The 15,421-nt window shown below is 69.4% G+C and carries 15 protein-coding genes; 9 read left to right on the forward strand and 6 right to left on the reverse strand.

Annotation, left to right across the window (positions count from 1 at the left end; genetic code table 11):
• Positions 1–17: 17 nt before the first annotated feature.
• Positions 18–608 carry a TetR/AcrR family transcriptional regulator gene (locus ABZU72_RS27385; protein ID WP_355021931.1) on the reverse strand — a complete coding sequence of 197 codons (591 nt, stop codon included), beginning with the start codon at positions 606–608 and terminating at the stop codon, positions 18–20.
• Positions 609–659: 51 nt separating this feature from the next.
• Here ABZU72_RS27385 and ABZU72_RS27390 point away from each other — a divergent pair, with 51 nt between their 5' ends.
• Positions 660–1,412, forward strand: a complete 753-nt coding sequence (locus ABZU72_RS27390; protein ID WP_355021932.1) for an ATP-binding cassette domain-containing protein — start codon at positions 660–662, stop codon at positions 1,410–1,412.
• The gene (locus ABZU72_RS27395; RefSeq protein WP_355021933.1) at positions 1,409–2,173 is read left to right on the forward strand and encodes a hypothetical protein; all 765 of its coding nucleotides are present in this window, start codon (positions 1,409–1,411) and stop codon (positions 2,171–2,173) included. The genes ABZU72_RS27390 and ABZU72_RS27395 overlap by 4 nt, the downstream gene beginning before the upstream one ends.
• A gap of 15 nt (positions 2,174–2,188) precedes the next feature.
• On the opposite strand, the gene ABZU72_RS27400 is transcribed toward ABZU72_RS27395, so the two are convergent.
• Positions 2,189–4,042 carry a YhgE/Pip domain-containing protein gene (locus tag ABZU72_RS27400; RefSeq protein WP_355021934.1) on the reverse strand — a complete coding sequence of 618 codons (1,854 nt, stop codon included), beginning with the start codon at positions 4,040–4,042 and terminating at the stop codon, positions 2,189–2,191.
• Entirely contained in the window at positions 4,039–4,692 is a 654-nt protein-coding gene (locus tag ABZU72_RS27405) for a hypothetical protein (RefSeq protein WP_355021935.1), read from the reverse strand. Before ABZU72_RS27405 ends, ABZU72_RS27400 begins: the two co-directional genes overlap by 4 nt.
• A 117-nt stretch (positions 4,693–4,809) precedes the next feature.
• On the opposite strand from ABZU72_RS27405, the gene ABZU72_RS27410 reads away from it, so the two are divergent.
• The 6 genes from ABZU72_RS27410 (at position 4,810) to ABZU72_RS27435 (ending at position 12,354) form a co-directional block, all read left to right on the forward strand.
• Positions 4,810–6,165, forward strand: a complete 1,356-nt coding sequence (locus tag ABZU72_RS27410; RefSeq protein WP_355021936.1) for a flavin monoamine oxidase family protein — start codon at positions 4,810–4,812, stop codon at positions 6,163–6,165.
• A 122-nt stretch (positions 6,166–6,287) separates the two neighbouring features.
• The gene (locus ABZU72_RS27415; RefSeq protein WP_355021937.1) at positions 6,288–7,424 is read left to right on the forward strand and encodes an alkaline phosphatase PhoX; all 1,137 of its coding nucleotides are present in this window, start codon (positions 6,288–6,290) and stop codon (positions 7,422–7,424) included.
• 148 nt (positions 7,425–7,572) lie between these two features.
• Positions 7,573–9,891 (forward strand): carbohydrate-binding protein, encoded by a 2,319-nt coding sequence (locus ABZU72_RS27420; protein ID WP_355021938.1) that lies wholly within the window; start codon positions 7,573–7,575, stop codon positions 9,889–9,891.
• 115 nt (positions 9,892–10,006) lie between these two features.
• Positions 10,007–10,966, forward strand: coding sequence for an expansin EXLX1 family cellulose-binding protein (locus ABZU72_RS27425; RefSeq protein WP_355021939.1), 960 nt, complete (start codon positions 10,007–10,009; stop codon positions 10,964–10,966).
• A 72-nt stretch (positions 10,967–11,038) separates the two neighbouring features.
• The gene (locus ABZU72_RS27430) at positions 11,039–11,572 is read left to right on the forward strand and encodes a SigE family RNA polymerase sigma factor (protein WP_355021940.1); all 534 of its coding nucleotides are present in this window, start codon (positions 11,039–11,041) and stop codon (positions 11,570–11,572) included.
• A complete protein-coding gene (locus ABZU72_RS27435; RefSeq protein WP_355021941.1) occupies positions 11,569–12,354 on the forward strand; it encodes a hypothetical protein in 786 nt (261 codons plus the stop codon). Before ABZU72_RS27430 ends, ABZU72_RS27435 begins: the two co-directional genes overlap by 4 nt.
• Before the next feature lie 23 nt (positions 12,355–12,377).
• Here ABZU72_RS27435 and ABZU72_RS27440 read toward each other — a convergent pair whose 3' ends face one another.
• Genes ABZU72_RS27440 through ABZU72_RS27450 form a run of 3 tightly spaced genes read right to left on the reverse strand, consistent with a single transcriptional unit; the run spans position 12,378 to position 14,312 of the window.
• Positions 12,378–12,845: an SRPBCC family protein gene (locus tag ABZU72_RS27440; protein WP_355021942.1), complete on the reverse strand. Its 468-nt coding sequence runs from the start codon at positions 12,843–12,845 to the stop codon at positions 12,378–12,380.
• A gap of 50 nt (positions 12,846–12,895) precedes the next feature.
• Positions 12,896–13,282 carry a hypothetical protein gene (locus ABZU72_RS27445; protein ID WP_355021943.1) on the reverse strand — a complete coding sequence of 129 codons (387 nt, stop codon included), beginning with the start codon at positions 13,280–13,282 and terminating at the stop codon, positions 12,896–12,898.
• Positions 13,283–13,289: 7 nt separating this feature from the next.
• Positions 13,290–14,312 carry a saccharopine dehydrogenase NADP-binding domain-containing protein gene (locus ABZU72_RS27450; protein ID WP_355021944.1) on the reverse strand — a complete coding sequence of 341 codons (1,023 nt, stop codon included), beginning with the start codon at positions 14,310–14,312 and terminating at the stop codon, positions 13,290–13,292.
• Between the two features lie 70 nt (positions 14,313–14,382).
• On the opposite strand from ABZU72_RS27450, the gene ABZU72_RS27455 reads away from it, so the two are divergent.
• Positions 14,383–15,348: a helix-turn-helix domain-containing protein gene (locus ABZU72_RS27455; RefSeq protein ID WP_355021945.1), complete on the forward strand. Its 966-nt coding sequence runs from the start codon at positions 14,383–14,385 to the stop codon at positions 15,346–15,348.
• The last annotated feature ends 73 nt before the right edge of the window (positions 15,349–15,421 follow it).

Here is a 15,421-nt window from a genome sequence, read left to right on the forward strand (position 1 = left end):
TGACGAGTCGGAACCCATCAACGCGGCGTGTCGCCGCCTTCGACGTAGGCGGCCGCTGCACTGATCCCATGGATCGCCGCACGTATTCGTCCGGCAGCGACGTCCGGGTCCGGCTGGCCGTTGTCCAGCCAGGCAATGACCGCGTCGGTGGTCACCGCCGGAATCAACTGGGCAGCCCAGTCCAACCACGGCCCTGCAGGGATCTGCTTGGCAAGGTTCGTACGAGCCACGGTCGCCGCGGCGTCCGAGAGGGCGTCGGTCAGGTCTCGGAACTCGCGCTCGCGGTTGGCGAAGCGGAAGAGCAGGCGGAAGGCATCCGGGTCCTCGGCGGCAGCATCGAGCAACGCAGGAATCGCATCGTCTTCGAAGTCATCGGTGCCCACCCGCTCAGCGATCCGCTCACACGCCCGATCGAGGATCGTCCGATAGAGCTCCGCCTTGGAGTCGAAGTGGCGATAGAGCACGACCCGCGTGATCCCGGCTTCTTCAGCTATGTCGTCGAGTCCGGTGTCCGCGAACCCATGCCGGGCAAACGCCCTCGTGGCCGCCGCCAGGATCTGGGCGCGGCGTTCGGCGCGCGGCAGCCGCTTGGGTGAAACGTCGGACATGCACCTCTCCTTCACTTGTGTACCTGGAAGTATACATCTACCTTTGTTTACATGAGAGTACACAACGATCCGATGACGCGTGTTCCCGCCGCGCGCATCGAGGCCAGCGGGTTGACCAAGCACTACTCCGGCGTCGCGGCTGTCGATGACGTGAGCTTCACCGTGGAGCCCGGCTCGGTCACGGGCTTCCTCGGGCCCAACGGCGCGGGCAAGACCACCACGCTCCGGATGCTGCTCGGGCTGGTACGTGCTGACCGCGGCCGGGCGACCATCGGCGGGGTCGAGTATCGAGACCTCCCGGCGCCCCTCGAGGTCGTCGGCGCTGCCTTGGAGTCGACCGGTTTCCATCCCTCTCGCACGGGCCTCGACCATCTCCTGATCTACACGAAGGCCGCGGCCCTGCCTGCCTCACGCGCAACAGCGGCGATCGAGGAGGTCGGCCTCGGCGAGGCCAGGAACCGCAGAGTCGGCGCCTACTCCTTGGGCATGCGGCAACGTCTCGCTCTGGCCACCGCGCTCCTTGGCGATCCCGCTGTCCTGATCCTCGACGAGCCGGCCAACGGGCTCGACCCGGCAGGCGTCGTCTGGTTGCGCAGCTTCTTGAGAAAGTACGCCGCCACCGGGCGGAGTGTGCTCGTCTCCAGCCATGTGCTGACCGAGATGCAGCAACTGGTGGACCGCGTGGTCATCCTCCACCGTGGCCGCGTGGTGCGACAAGCCACTCTCACCGAGCTCGCCGACAGCCACGGCGACCTCGAGACCGCATTCTTCGAGCTCACCACCAACCAGGAGATCCGATCATGAGACCCCTGATCGCCGCCGAGGTCCACAAGCTTCGCTCCACCCGACTGTGGTGGTGGCTGCTCCTCGCGTCGATGGCGCTCACAGCGCTCTACGTGACGCTGCTGATCGGATTCAGTGACGACCCCGACACCCTGACCGCACCGCTGGACACGGCGGCCGGCCAGCAGACCCTCTTCGCCGTTGCCTCGGGCGGCGCCAACACCCTCGTCGCCGTCGTGGCGGCGATCGGCATCACCGGCGAGTTCCGCCATCGCACCGCAACCGCGACCTTCCTCACCACGCCGCAGCGCCGGAAGGTGGTCGCTGCCAAGTTGGCCACCTACGCCACCGTCGGCGCCGGATACGCGGTCGTGTGTCTTCTGGTGGTCGCCGCCATCGCATGGCCCTGGCTCAGCGCCAAGGACATCGACCTCACCCTCCTCGGCAACGGGCTCCCGGGCACATACGCCGGAGTCGTCGCCGATGTCACGATCTTCGCCGTCGTCGGTGTCGGCCTGGGCGCATTGCTTCGCAACCAGGTGGCCACCGTGGTCGGACTGCTCGTCTACCGCTTCGTTGCCGAGCCCATGCTGACCGCCGTTCCAGCCATCTCCGATTGGACGGCGTACCTTCCCGGATCCGCGTCGGCGGCGCTCACGCAGGTCTCGCTCAGCACCCAGAACTACCTCGACCCCTGGCTGGGCGGGCTGGTGCTCGCCGCGTACGGCCTGCTCTTCGCCGTCGTCGGCACCCGCGTCTCGATGCGTCGCGACATCACCTAGACGGCAGCGCGCTCGTCACAAGGCGATCTCCGGACGCACCCGCTTGGGCGTCCAGACCCGTTGCCGGCGAGCGCCGTAGCTGGTCAGCAGCAGCGCGCCGACGAGGAAGGCGGTCAGGACGAGGGCGTCGGCGACGACCCGCCCGGAGAGCCCGCCGTACATGAGCTGGCGCAGCCCGTCGACGGCGTAGCTCATCGGCAGTATGTGGTGGAGCCAGTGCAGCGGCTCGGGAATGGTCTGCCAGGGGAACGTGCCGCCGGCGGTGACGAGCTGGACGACCATCAGGACCAGGCCGAGGAACTGGCCCGGCGCGCCGAGGAGCGCGTTGAGCATGTGCACGATCGCGATGAAGGTCGCGGAGGTGAGCAGCAGGAATCCGAACGTGCCGAGCCAGTTCACCGGGGTGATGTCGACGGCGAGACCGACGACCACGAGCACGACGGCCATCTGCGCGGCACCGATGAGCGCCGGGGTGAGCCAGCCGCCCAGGGCCACCCTCAGCGGGGTCTGGTTGGCGGCCAGCGCGCGGGTCGAGATCGGCCGGACGAGCAGGAAGAGGACGTACCCGCCGATCCATGCGCCCAGTGCGAGGAAGAACGGCGCCAGCCCGGCTCCGTAGGAGGACGCCTTCGCCTCGGAGACCGAGTCGATGGCGACCGGGTCGGCGATCGTCGAGGCGATCCGGTCGCGCAGCTCCTCGTTGGTGGCGGGTGCCTGCGCGGCGCCGTCCTGCAGTCCCTTCTTCAGGTCGCCGGCGCCGGTGGCGAGCTGGGCGGCACCGTCATGCAGCTTGGTCGCTCCGGTGCTGAGCTCGCCGGCACCATCAGCAGCCGAGGAGATCCCGGCGACGAGATCAGGCATCGCATCGGCCAGCTGCTCGTTGCCGTCGGCCACCTGGTCCGCACCGGTGGCGAGCTGGTCGAGCTGGCCCGAGACGTCGCCGACACGCTGGTCGACGCGGTCGAGCGGCGCGGAGCCGCGGTCGTAGATGGCCAGCACCTCGGCTCGTTGCTGCTCATCGAGCCCCTGCGCCTGGAGCCGGGCGTCGAGGTCGTCCCGATTCGACTCGTAGGCGGCGACGGCGTCATCGACTGCGATCGCGGCCCGTTGCCCGGTGGCGGCGATCTCGTCGTTGGCGTCGGCGACCTTGCGGGCGCCGGTGGCGAGCTCGCGCGTCTTGGTGGGCAGGTCGGTGACCTTGCCCTCGATGGTGTTCAGGCCGTTCTCGAGGTCCCCTGCTCCGGTGGCCAGCTTCCCGGCTCCGTCGCGCAGCGTGACCGCGCCCTTCTCCAGCTTCGCGGCGCCGTCGGCGGCCTTCACCAGACCCGAGCGGAGGTCGGAGATGCCGAGCAGGAAGTTGGCCGCGGCCTGCTCGGAGACCTCGCTGGCGATGGCGTCGCGGACCTTGTCGGTGACGTTGGTTGCGATCGTGGTGGACAGGTAGGAGTTGGCGTCGTTGGTGATGACCTGGATCTGCGCCTGCTCCGGGTCGAGCCGCTCCGCACCGGTCAGCGTCCGGGAGAACCCCTCCGGGATCCGCAGGGCGAAGTAGTAGTCGCCTTCACGGACGCCCTCCTCCGCCTCGGCCGCAGAGGTCTCCGACCAGTCGAAGTCGCCCGACTTCAGGAGCTTGTCGGCGACATCGCGCCCGGCCTCGATCTTCGTGCCGTCGGTCGTGGTGGCCCCGGTGTCCTCCACGATGAGCGCCGCCGGGAGCTCGTCGAAGTGAGCGTACGGATCGTGGTTGGCGTAGAGATAGAGCCCGGCGTAGAGCGTGGGGACGAGGACGAGCGCCACGATGACGAGCTTCGCCAGCCGCCCGGCAGTGATCCGGCGCAGCTCGGTCAGGGCGATACGCAACGAGTTCATGCTTCCTCCGTCGGACCGATGGTGAACGTACGCACGCCGGCGGGGATGGTGACCGCACGACTCGCGGTGACGAGGACGCCGGGCCGGCTCTCGGAGCCGGCGAGGTCATTGGCGATGTCCAGCCACTGTGCGACCGGCAGGCCGAGGCGTTCAGGGTAGGTGAGGACGAGGAAGCGGGTCCCTGGCCGCAGCAGCGCCATCCGGGCGAGGATCTCCAGGCGCGGCACGGGCGGGACCGCCTGCGTGGTGATGCCGGTCGCGAGGTCGTACTCCCCCAGCCAGCCGTCGATGGCTGCAGCGCTCGGCTTGTGCTTCGCCATGGCGAGCTCCTCGCCCAGGATCGTGCGGAACGGCACCACCTCGTCGGGCTCGGAGACCCCCGGCACGTCGATCAGCGCCACCGCGGCCTGCAGGACCCGAGGCGACGCGTCCCCGTCCAGCTCCACCCTGCCCGCGTCCAGCCGGAGCCGCCCGGCGAGCGCCAGAGCCAGCGACGTGTGCCCACCTCCCGGCGGGCCGACAGCCACCGCGACCTCTCCCCCGTGCAACGTCAGCGACGTGGTCGGGAGCAGGTCCCGAGCCCCCTGCTGAACCCGCATCCCGAGGGCTCGCAGCCTCGTCTTCTCCTCGTCGACCGCGTCCTCGCTCATGGCCAAACCCTGTCACCAAATGTCGGCAAAGACCGTCAGGCACAACGATCCCGCCGCAGCCGCACCGAGAACGTCGTACCGTGATTCAGCCGTACGACGCGAACGGAGGTTCCCGCGATGCCCGATGTGGACGTGGTCGTGGTGGGAGCCGGCCTGGCGGGCCTGAGCGCAGCCGACGAGCTCACCGGCGCCGGCAGGTCCGTGCTGGTGCTGGAAGCCAGGGACCGGGTCGGCGGTCGCACCGAGGGCGGGATCCTCGAGGGGCACCCGATCGAGCTCGGCGGCACCTGGATCGGCGAGGGCCACACCGAGATGTACCGGCTCGTCGACGAGCTGGGCCTGGAGACCTTCCCGACCTGGAACGACGCCGGCGAGCTGCTCCTCGAACTCGGCGGCAAGCAGACCCGGCTCGGTCCGCAGAAGGGGGCCACACCCAAGTTCAACCCGATCGCCCTGGCCGACCTCGTCCAGGGCCTGGCCCGCTACGAAAGGCTCGCGCGCAGCGTCGACGTCGAGCGGCCGTGGGCCCACCCCAAGGCCGCGCTGCTGGACGGGCAGACCTTCGAGTCATGGATCCGTCGCAACCTGAGGACGCCCACCGGTCGTTCCTACTTCCGCGTGCTGGCCGAGGCTCTCTACTCGGCCGACGCAGCCGACCTCTCCCTGCTGCACACGCTCTTCTACACGATCAGCAACGGCGATCTCGAGACGCTCGCCTCAACCGACAGCGGAGCCCAGAAGGACCGCGTCGTCGGTGGATCGGTGCTGGTCTCACAGCGCCTCGCCGAAGGCCAGGACGTACGGTTCCGGTCGCCCGTGGCCCGGATCGTCCAGACCGGCGAGACTGCCAGCGCCATCACCCGCGATGGCGAGACCCACACGGCGCGACACGTCCTCGTCACCCTGCCTCCGACCCTCGCCGGACGGCTCGACTACGACCCGATCCTTCCCGCCGGCCGCGACCAGCTCACCCAGCGCGTGCCGGCCGGGACGGTCGTGAAGTGCTTCGCGGCGTACCCGAAGCCGTTCTGGCGCGAGCGGGGGCTCAACGGCCAGGCGTTCACCGACCGAGGCCCGGTCAAGGTCACCTTCGACGTCTCTCCGCCCGGCGCGGAGGTCGGCATCCTGATCGGCTTCGTCGAGGCAGGCGACGCGCGGCGTTGGCAGAGCCTTCCCGAAAGCGAGCGCCGCCGCGGCGTCATCGACTGCTTCGTCCGCTATTTCGGGAGCGAGGCAGCCACCCCGATCTCGTACGTCGAGAAGGACTGGAGCGCCGAGGAGTTCACCCGCGGCTGCTACGGCGCCGGCTTCGGACCCGGTGTCTGGACGAACTACGGACCCATCCTGCGCGAGCCCGTCGGACGGATCCACTGGGCCGGAGCGGAGTACGCCACCGAATGGAGCGGCTACATGGAGGGAGCCGTCCGCTCGGGCCGACGGACCGCCGACGAGATGCTCGCAGCACTGGCGTGACCGCCGCGGTCGGCGCCTCTGCGTTGAGCATTGTTCGTCCTGAAGACGCCTCGACCAGGGTCCGGATCTCTAGCGTATGTCGGGCACATTTCCATCTGCCGAGACTCCAGAAGGACTCCACCATGGATCGTCGCAACTTCCTACGTGCCGCCGTTGTCGGCGCTGGAACCGTCGCCTTCGGGTTCAGCGTCACTCGTCCCGCCATCGCCTACCCGGCCAAGACCGGGCCGAGCCCCTATGGCGCTCTCCTGGGCGCCGATGCCAACGGAATCATGCTGCCGGCAGGGTTCACCAGCCGGGTGGTCGCCCGCTCGACAAGGACTGTCGCGAACACCGGGTACACCTGGCACAGCGCCCCGGACGGCGGCGTCTGCTTCGCCGACGGAACCGGCTGGATCTACGTCTCAAACTCGGAGATGAGCAGCGGCGGCGGAGGCGCGAGCGCCCTCAAGTTCGACAGCAACGCGAACATCACCAGCGCCTACCGGATCCTCGGCAACACAACCCGGAACTGCGCGGGTGGACCGACGCCGTGGAACACCTGGATCTCGTGCGAGGAGCACGACACGGGCTACAGCTGGGAGACCGACCCGTGGGGCGTCAAGCCCGCCGTCCGTCGGGCCGCGATGGGCCGCTTCACGCACGAGGCCGCAGCCTGCGACCCGGTCCGCAAGGTCGTCTACCAGACCGAGGACAAGAGCGACGGCGGCTTCTACCGCTTCGTCCCGACCACCTGGGGAGACCTGTCCGCCGGGAAGCTGCAGGTGCTCACCACGAGCCTCACCTGGGCCGATGTCCCCGACCCCGACGGCTCACCCACGCCCACGCGCGACCAGGTGTCGAACATGAAGCTGTTCAACGGCGGCGAAGGCGCCTACTACCGCAACGACATCTGCTACTTCACCACCAAGGGCGACAACAAGGTGTGGGCCTACAACGCCGCCGCCAACACCCTCGACGTGGTCTACGACGACAACCTGACCAGCAACCCACCGCTCACCGGCGTCGACAACCTCACCGGCGCCGGGGCAGGAGACCTCTACGTCGCCGAGGACGGCGGCAACATGGAGATCTGCATCATCACGCCCGACGACGTCGTGGCCCCGTTCCTCCGCGTAACCGGGCAGAGCTCGTCGGAGCTGTGCGGCGTGGCGTTCAACCCGGCCGGCAACCGCATGTACTTCTCCTCCCAGCGAGGCACGAGCGGCTCGTCCAGCGGCGGCATCACCTACGAGATCAGCGGCCCCTTCCGCGCGTAGCCGGGGCCGCGACAGACGGACCTGAAAAGTTCCCGGCCCAGCGGCAACCCTTTGCAGTGCCTGTGACCACTAGGAAGCGGATCCAGGTCATCCAGTCGCCTGGATCCGCCTTCCTCCGGGAACGACACGCAAGGAGTACATCCCCCCAATGAACAACCCCACGTACCGCGCGCGCCGCGGGCGTCACCGCCGCCGCTGGACCGTCGCCGGTCTGCTGGTCGGCGTGCCCGCCATCGTCGTGCCGTACCTCCTGTTCGCGCAGGAGCAGTCGCAGACCGCGATGGTCAACGGCAGCGCCCACGACCAGCAGACTTCTGAGCGCAGTGGCAAGGTGCTCGACGCCAACGGCTCCTCCACCGCCGACGACACCCGTATCCAGCAGCGGAAACTGGTGAAGTCGGCCCAGCCCAAGACGGCCGGGTCCGGACCGTACAGATGGAAGAACGCACAGGTGGTGGGCGGCGGCTACGTCACCGGTCTGGTGTTCAACCCGCGTGAGAAGGGCCTGCTGTACGCGCGCACCGACATGGGCGGCGCCTACCGCTGGAACGCCAGGACCGAGAAGTGGATCCCGCTGACCGACTGGCTGGGCGAGAAGGACTGGAACCTGCTGGGCATCGACTCGGTGGCCACCGACCCGGTCGACCCGAAGCGGCTCTACCTCGCGTCCGGCACCTACACCAACGAGTGGGCCGGCAACGGCGCGCTCCTGCGCTCCACCGACCGGGGCCGCACCTTCAAGCGCACCAATCTGCCGTTCAAGCTGGGCGCCAACGAGGACGGCCGCGGGGCGGGCGAACGGCTGGTGATCAACCCCGCGGACAACGGGACCCTGCTGCTGGGCACCCGCAAGAACGGCCTGTGGCGCAGCACCGACCACGGCGTGAAATGGCGTCAGGTCTCCTCGTTCCCCGTCAAGGACGGGGCGAGCAGCGGCGCGGGCATCTCCTTCGTGACGTACGGCAAGGCCGGCAGCAAGACGATCTACGTCGGTGTCGGCGACTCGTCAACCTCCCTGTACCGCTCCATCGACAGCGGCCGCACCTGGCAGGCCGTGGCCGGGCAGCCCACGGGCCAGATGCCGCACCACGGTGTGGTCTCCGGTGACGGCTCGCTGTACCTGTCCTACAGCAACAGCACCGGCTCCATGGACGCGACGGCGGGCTCGGTGTGGAAGTACACACCGAAGGGCGGGGCGTGGAAGAACATCTCCCCGTCGCAGGGCAGCTACGGGTTCTCCGGTCTGGCCGTCGACCCGCGCAAGCCCTCCACGGTGATGGTCACCACCCTCGACCGCTGGTGGCCCGAGGACGAGATCTACCGGAGCACCGACGGCGGCGCGCACTGGAAGGCACTGGCCGACAAGTCGAAGCGGAACGCCTCCGGCGCTCCGTACGTCGGTACCGGCACCGGGCATTGGATGACCGCCCTGGCCATCGACCCTTTCAACTCCGGGCACGTGCTGTACGGCACCGGCAGCGGCATCTGGCGCAGCAAGGACGCAAACGCCACCGACAGCGGGGGCACCAGCCACTGGAGAGTGGGCGCTCGAGGGCTGGAGGAGACCGCGGTGCTGGACGCCATCGCCCCGCCCGGCGGCGCCACCGTCATCTCCTCCATGGGTGACCTCGGCGGTTTCCGCTACGGCACCTCCGGCTCCCTGGCCAAGGTGCCCGCCGGGCGGCTCAAGAACCCGATGATGATCACCAGCACCGACATCGACTTCGCCCAGTCCAAGCCCTCGGTGATGGTCCGCGTCGGCCGTGGCGCCGAGCAGGACGGCGCCTACTCCACCGACGGCGGCAGCAGTTGGAAGGGCTTCAAGTCGGAGCCGGTGGGCAGTGCCGACAGCGGCCAGGTCGCGCTCTCGGCGGACGGCTCCGCCATCGTCTGGACCGAGGAGGGTCAGGACCCGTACCGCTCGACCGACAAGGGGGCGAGCTGGTCGAAGGTCAGCGGTCTGGGCAACGGCGCGGTGGTCGTCGCCGACCGCTCCTCGGCCAGGACCTTCTACTCACTGTCCGGCGGCACGCTCCACGCCAGCACCGATGGCGGCGCGACCTTCACCGCCCGCGCCACCAACCTGCCCTCCGGCCGGCTCACGGCCGTGCCCGGCATCGCCGGGGACCTGTGGATCGCCGGCGGTGACAAGGGACTGCTGCACTCCACCGACGGCGGCCTGAACTTCACCACGCTCAAATCGGTGCAGTCCGCCTCCGCCCTCGGCTTCGGCAAGGCCAAACCGGGCACCGGCTACCAGGCCCTGTACCTGATCGGCACCGTCAAGGACGCCACCGGAGTCTTCCGCTCCACCGACAAGGGCGCCACCTGGCTCCGCGTCAACGACAAGGCCCACCAGTGGGGCGCCATCGGCGCCGTCGGCGTCATCACCGGCGACCCCGACACCTACGGCCGCGTCTACATCGGCACCAACGGACGCGGTCTGCAGTACGGCGACCCGTCCTGACCCCACGACCCATCGAGCCCCGGCCCGTCAGCGGGCTGCGCCGGGGCGGCAACCTTTTCGGCGCCGGCGGCAACTGCGCTGCGGAACGTCGACTCGATCTACCGAACGGATGGACATGAGGACAACGAATCACGGCGCGGCGCAGCCGCTGCGCAAGCAACGGCGGGCCATCGGCATTCCGCTGGCACTGCTGGCTGTCGGCGTTGTGGCCTGCCTCGTCACCGTGCTCCTCACCGGGGGCAGCACCGACGCCTGGCGTTCCACCGACGGGTCCGTCACGGCTGCGTCGGCGAGCGGCTCTCCGACCGCGGCACCCGATGCGACGATCGCTTCGGCGCAGCCACCAGACGCGAGTCCGCTGCCATCGCCGCGCGGTACCCGAACACCGTCGACCACAAGCAGGCCACGTACGCCTTCCAGCACCCCTCGCACGGAATCCGCGGAGTCCACCGGGTCGTTGACTGGACGGATCAGGCCGGCCGTCCGTTACCGGGGCGTCGCGACCGCCTACGAGGCGGGCGACGGGAATGGCGCCTGCCTCTACGGCCCGTCCGACGACCTCATGGTCGCGGCGATGAACCACACCGACTACGAGTCGGCCAAGGCATGCGGGGCGTACGTGCTGGTCCGCGCGGCCAACGGGGCCTCCATCAAGGTGCGGATAGTCAACGAGTGCCCGTTGCCCTGCGCGCCCGGGCAGATCGACCTCAGCCAACAGGCCTTCGCCAAACTCGCCGACCTTTCCGTCGGCCGGCTCCCGATCACCTGGACGCTGCTGAGCCCCGCCGCGTCCGGCACGATCTCCATCCGATACAAGGACGGGTCCAGTCAGTACTGGTGTGGCATCCAGGCGATCGGTCACCGCAACCCGTTGGCGGCGCTCGAGGTCCGGACCGCCAACGGCTGGCGAAAGTTGCCCCGCACCGACTACAACTACTTCCTCGCCGCCGACGGCAACGGATGCGGCAGAAAGATCAGGATCACCGACATCTACGGTGAGCGGCTGACCATCCGCGGGATCGCCCTCAAACCGGACGTCGCGCAGCCGACCCCGGTCCAGTTCGCCCGGCGCTGACCGTGCGGGGCGCTGCTACGCTCAGGCCGATTTGTTAACGCGCACATCGTAGGGAGAGGGCAACCGCGGGAGATGCTCGCCGACGACGACGTGTCCGCAGAGTTCCACGACTTCTTCGAACGCCACTACTCCGAACTGGCCCGTCTCGCCCACCTCTTGACCGGCGAGAAGGATGCGGCGGACGACCTCGCCGCCGATGCGCTGGTCGCCCTGTGGCAGCGCTGGGACCGGTTGCGGGCAGCGCAACACCCGGTCGCCTACGCCCGCGGCGTAGTGGCCAATCTGGCGCGGGAAAGGATCCGGAGCAGCGTGCGCGAGCGACGGCGAGTCGCGCTGTTCTCGTCCCTCAGTACGGAACTGGTGGACGGGCCGGACGCTGCGGTCGTGCTGGACGTCCGAGCCGCGCTCACCCGGCTGCCGTTCCGTAAGCGGGCGTGCGTGGTCATGCGCCACGCCCTCGACCTGTCGGAGAAGGACACCGCCGCTGCGCTGGGCATCTCGGTCGGTACGGTGAAGAGCCAGACCTCCAAGGGGATGGCCGAACTGGAACGATTGCTCGGCGCGGAAGCGGCCGGCGAATTGGCGACAGGGGGGAGGAACCGATGAACGACGAGATCAGCCGACGGCTGCGAGAGGCCGCCGAGGCTCACGAGCCCAACCGCGCACGGATCCTGGCGCGCGTGGAGCGCGGCGCGGCCGACCCCAGTGTCCGGCGCCGCACACGTTCGATCGCGAGGTCAGGGCCCCGGGCAGCGATCGTCGGTCTCGTCGCCGCCGCCACCCTGACGACCGGCGGTCTCGCCGTCGCTGTCGCCGCCATCGGCGGAGATCCGTTGCTGCCGGCCACCACACCCGCACCCACTCCCACGGCCCCGTCCGCGACCACGACCGTCACGTCCGCTCCGACGCCATCAGCCCGCCCCACCACTACCGCTCCGGCCCCGGCCCCCACCTCGGGCAGCGCGCGACCAACTCCGTCGGACGGCAGCCGGGTCAAGGACGGGCCGTTGTGGTCCGAAGGCTCGTTGGGCGCCAACAGCAACATCTACTGGGCTCAGAACAACCTGACCCTGAAGACCACCAAGCCGCTCACCTCAGTCACCGTGGAAATGCGCATTGCCCAGACCGGCGGCGTGCGAAACACCGGCCACTGGCGGACCCTGCCGAGCGACGACTTCACGGTCACCGTTCAGGAGTCCGGCGGTGCGCTGCTCTACCGCTGGGACCTCAAGCCGGGCCGCACCGTGCCGGCCGGACAGCACGAGTTCGCCAGCCAGTACAACCACGCGACTGGTGTCCGCAATCTCGAGCGCGACAGCTACCACGTCGACGCCCAGAGCTCAGGCGACTCCATCGCAGTCTGGGGAGGGTTCGCCCCGACCCGGTGAGGAGCTCGCTGACTGCCTCGTCGTCAGGGCTCGAGGGTCTCCTTGAGCCTGGCCAGGTCCTTGGTCGTCGCTCGCCGCATGGCCCTCTCCATCACCGGCGCAGCGACCCGGGAGAAACCGGACGGGTTGCCGCGGTTGCGCAACGTCATCCGGGTGCCACCCTCCCCCGCAGGCTCCCAGGTGTAGGTCGTCTCCATCGGGAACGGTCCATCGGCCGTACGCATCAACAGCCGCTCCCCCGGCACCCACTCGACCACCTCGTAGGTGTAGGCCAGCCTGCGCCCCAGGAACTGCGCGACGAAGTCCATCCTCGACCCGACCCGCACCGGCGGCTCCGTACGCCACTCGACCGAGCGGATGTTGGCGTACCAGGTCGGCGCGTTGGTCGGATCGCCGGCGTACGCGGACACCTCGGCCGGCGATCGATGAATCGTCGTTTCCACCAGCACGTCGACGGCCATGACGGCATCCTCCTCCGAGTCAGCGTCCACGGCGAGTAGCCGGACTCGGCGTAGGGCGACGAGAGCAGCGCCGAAGCAGGTCAGCTCTGACCGTGGAGCCCGTCGATCCACCCGGTGACGTCGTCGTACGAAGCGGCGATCACGCCGCGGTGGTCGACCCCGGCGTACGTCTCGGAGGTGACAGCAACACCGTTGGCGGTCAGCTGGGACGTCAGCGCCTGCGTCCATGCCGGCAGCACGGTGGTGTCACCGTCGCCCTGCGCTAGGAACACCGGCACCGACGGCGCAAGCCGGCCCGGCTCGTTGTCGGCCATCGCCCGGTCGAAGGCGGCGAAGTCAGCACCCGGCCGGAACACCTGGTCGGTGCTGAGCGCACCCGAGGAGTCCGACGCGTTGAGCTGGCCGACGCAACGGTCGTCGGCATGCGACATCAACTGGTCAGCACCGGGGGTCAGCAGTCCGTCCACAGGTGTGTCAAGATTCGTAACAAGTCGCGATCGCGCCGTCCCGCTGAAGAGCCCTCAGGACGTCTGCGGCGTCGAAGACCTGACCCGGTGCGCAGGCACCGGATCCGTGATGGCGCCCATCCAGGAGGCGGGCGACACCCTCGACGATGATCGGCGCACTGACGGCGTAGATGTCACGACCACTCACGCTCGCTCGACGTACGTCGCCGCCGTCTCGAGCCACGACGTCGACGAAGAACCTCTGGGCCGAGCGGCCACGTTGGTCGACGGCCTCTGGCGCCGGTGTGTCGGCGTCGCGAAGCTCGTCGAGCGAGCCGGTGTTGAGATGAGAGCGCAGCTCCTTCACCTCCAGGTGACGGTCGATGGTGATCACCTCGGAGAACGGCAGCTGGACGACGGCCTGTTCACCCAGCGGCTCGTCGAAGGTCCACGTCTCGAAGGGCGCAGGACTCTCGAGGGGTGCCAGCACACCATCGCGGATGACCAGTCGGGTCGCGGTGTTCCGCACCCCGGTCACGCGCGTCCCCGCGGTCGGCCACCACCGGTCCAGACCGATGGCCACGTCGACCACCTCTGCGTGCGAACGCCCTTCGAGGAGTGCCGTGACGAGCAGGTCGGCGAGGCCACCGTAGAACGCCATCGCCGGGACGACAGCCACGTTCGCCGACCGGGCGGGCGCGTCGAGGTCGCGGTACAGCGCCTGCACGACCGGCTGCTCGGCCGTGACGTCGAGGTAGTGCGCGCCGGCGTCGACGGCTGCCCGGGCCAGCGGAAGCGCGGTGTCCAGGAAGGGACCCGCACAATTGACGACGGCCGCGGTCCCGGACAGGGCACGTCGGAGGCCGGCCGGGTCCGCCAGCGTGGCCACCCTCCGCTCGAGGCCGGCGTACCGCGCGGGACCAGCGGCCAGTCGCTCGGCGTCGCGGCCGGCGAGCACGGGCTCGAGCCCGCGGCGCAGCAGCTCGTCGACGACGAAGCGCCCCGTGTGACCGGTGGCGCCATAGACAAGGACTCGTTCGTTCGTGTTCATGCCTCGATCCTGTCGAGGTCGGGCCGCCGAGACGAGTGTCCGAAATGACATGCACCGTACAGTTTGCGACATGCACCGGATTGCGCTCGTCCTGCACGACACCGCGATGCTCTACGAGGTTGCGATCGCCTCCGAGATCTTCGGCACCGACCGCCCGGACCGGGCCCCCGCAGGCGAGTGGTACGACCTCGTGATCTGCACCGCTGAAGGCGGTCCCCATCCATGGCTACCCAATGTGCGCACCGCCGGTTACGCGGAGATCGCCCACGTCGACACCGTCGTCGTGCCCTCGGCCGACGAGCTCGACGACCGAGTGGACCCGGCGCTCATCGACGCCCTCGTCGCCGCCCAGCGGCGAGGCACCCGACTTGCCGCCCTCTGCACCGGCGCGTTCGTGCTGGCGGCCGCAGGCGTGCTCGACGGCCGCGTGGCCACCACTCACTGGATGCACGCCGAAGACCTCGCCCGCCGCTACCCCCAGGTCGACGTACAGCCCGACATCCTCTACGTCGACGACGGGGGCGTGCTCACCTCCGCAGGCAAGACTGCAGCGCTCGACCTCTGCCTGCACCTGGTACGCCGCGACTATGGCGCCGCCGTGGCCAACGCCATGGCCAGGCGGATGGTCGTACCCGCCCACCGCACCGGCGGACAGGCTCAGTTCATCACCCCGCCAGCGGCGCCACGCAGCCCGGACGGGCTCGCCCCTACTCTCGAGTGGGCCCGCGCTCGACTCGACCAGCCCCTCGCCGTCGCCGACCTCGCCGCCAAGGCCCACCTCAGCCCCCGCCAGCTCACCCGCCGGATGCAGACGGAGCTGGAGGCCAGCCCGCTCGACTGGCTCCACCGTCAACGGCTGGCCCGCGCTCAGGAGCTGCTCGAGAGCACCGATGCGTCGATCGACCAGATCGCGACCAGCTGCGGCATGGGCACCGCCACCACCCTGCGCCGCCACTTCCACCGCACGCTCGGCATCACGCCGACGGCGTACCGGACGACGTTCCGGCTGACCGACGACCCCCAGCTCGGGCCCTGAAATCACGAAGGCCCGGACCTTTCGGTCCGGGCGACCCGAGGACCGGCTTGATGCGCAGCAGGTTACGGCTCGA

Source organism: Nocardioides sp. NPDC004968 (assembly GCF_040608935.1).
In the GTDB taxonomy this organism is placed as follows: domain Bacteria; phylum Actinomycetota; class Actinomycetes; order Propionibacteriales; family Nocardioidaceae; genus Nocardioides.

Excerpts from the sequence above, each read along its gene's own strand:
- ABZU72_RS27405 (WP_355021935.1), bottom strand. The coding sequence starts at position 4,692 with ATGAGCGAGGACGCGGTCGACGAGGAGAAGACGAGGCTGCGAGCCCTC.
- ABZU72_RS27415 (WP_355021937.1), top strand. The coding sequence starts at position 6,288 with ATGGATCGTCGCAACTTCCTACGTGCCGCCGTTGTCGGCGCTGGAACC.
- ABZU72_RS27410 (WP_355021936.1), top strand. The coding sequence starts at position 4,810 with ATGCCCGATGTGGACGTGGTCGTGGTGGGAGCCGGCCTGGCGGGCCTG.
- ABZU72_RS27400 (WP_355021934.1), bottom strand. The coding sequence starts at position 4,042 with ATGAACTCGTTGCGTATCGCCCTGACCGAGCTGCGCCGGATCACTGCC.
- ABZU72_RS27425 (WP_355021939.1), top strand. The coding sequence starts at position 10,007 with ATGAGGACAACGAATCACGGCGCGGCGCAGCCGCTGCGCAAGCAACGG.
- ABZU72_RS27385 (WP_355021931.1), bottom strand. The coding sequence starts at position 608 with ATGTCCGACGTTTCACCCAAGCGGCTGCCGCGCGCCGAACGCCGCGCC.
- ABZU72_RS27450 (WP_355021944.1), bottom strand. The coding sequence starts at position 14,312 with ATGAACACGAACGAACGAGTCCTTGTCTATGGCGCCACCGGTCACACG.
- ABZU72_RS27395 (WP_355021933.1), top strand. The coding sequence starts at position 1,409 with ATGAGACCCCTGATCGCCGCCGAGGTCCACAAGCTTCGCTCCACCCGA.
- ABZU72_RS27390 (WP_355021932.1), top strand. The coding sequence starts at position 660 with ATGAGAGTACACAACGATCCGATGACGCGTGTTCCCGCCGCGCGCATC.
- ABZU72_RS27435 (WP_355021941.1), top strand. The coding sequence starts at position 11,569 with ATGAACGACGAGATCAGCCGACGGCTGCGAGAGGCCGCCGAGGCTCAC.
- ABZU72_RS27455 (WP_355021945.1), top strand. The coding sequence starts at position 14,383 with ATGCACCGGATTGCGCTCGTCCTGCACGACACCGCGATGCTCTACGAG.
- ABZU72_RS27430 (WP_355021940.1), top strand. The coding sequence starts at position 11,039 with ATGCTCGCCGACGACGACGTGTCCGCAGAGTTCCACGACTTCTTCGAA.
- ABZU72_RS27420 (WP_355021938.1), top strand. The coding sequence starts at position 7,573 with ATGAACAACCCCACGTACCGCGCGCGCCGCGGGCGTCACCGCCGCCGC.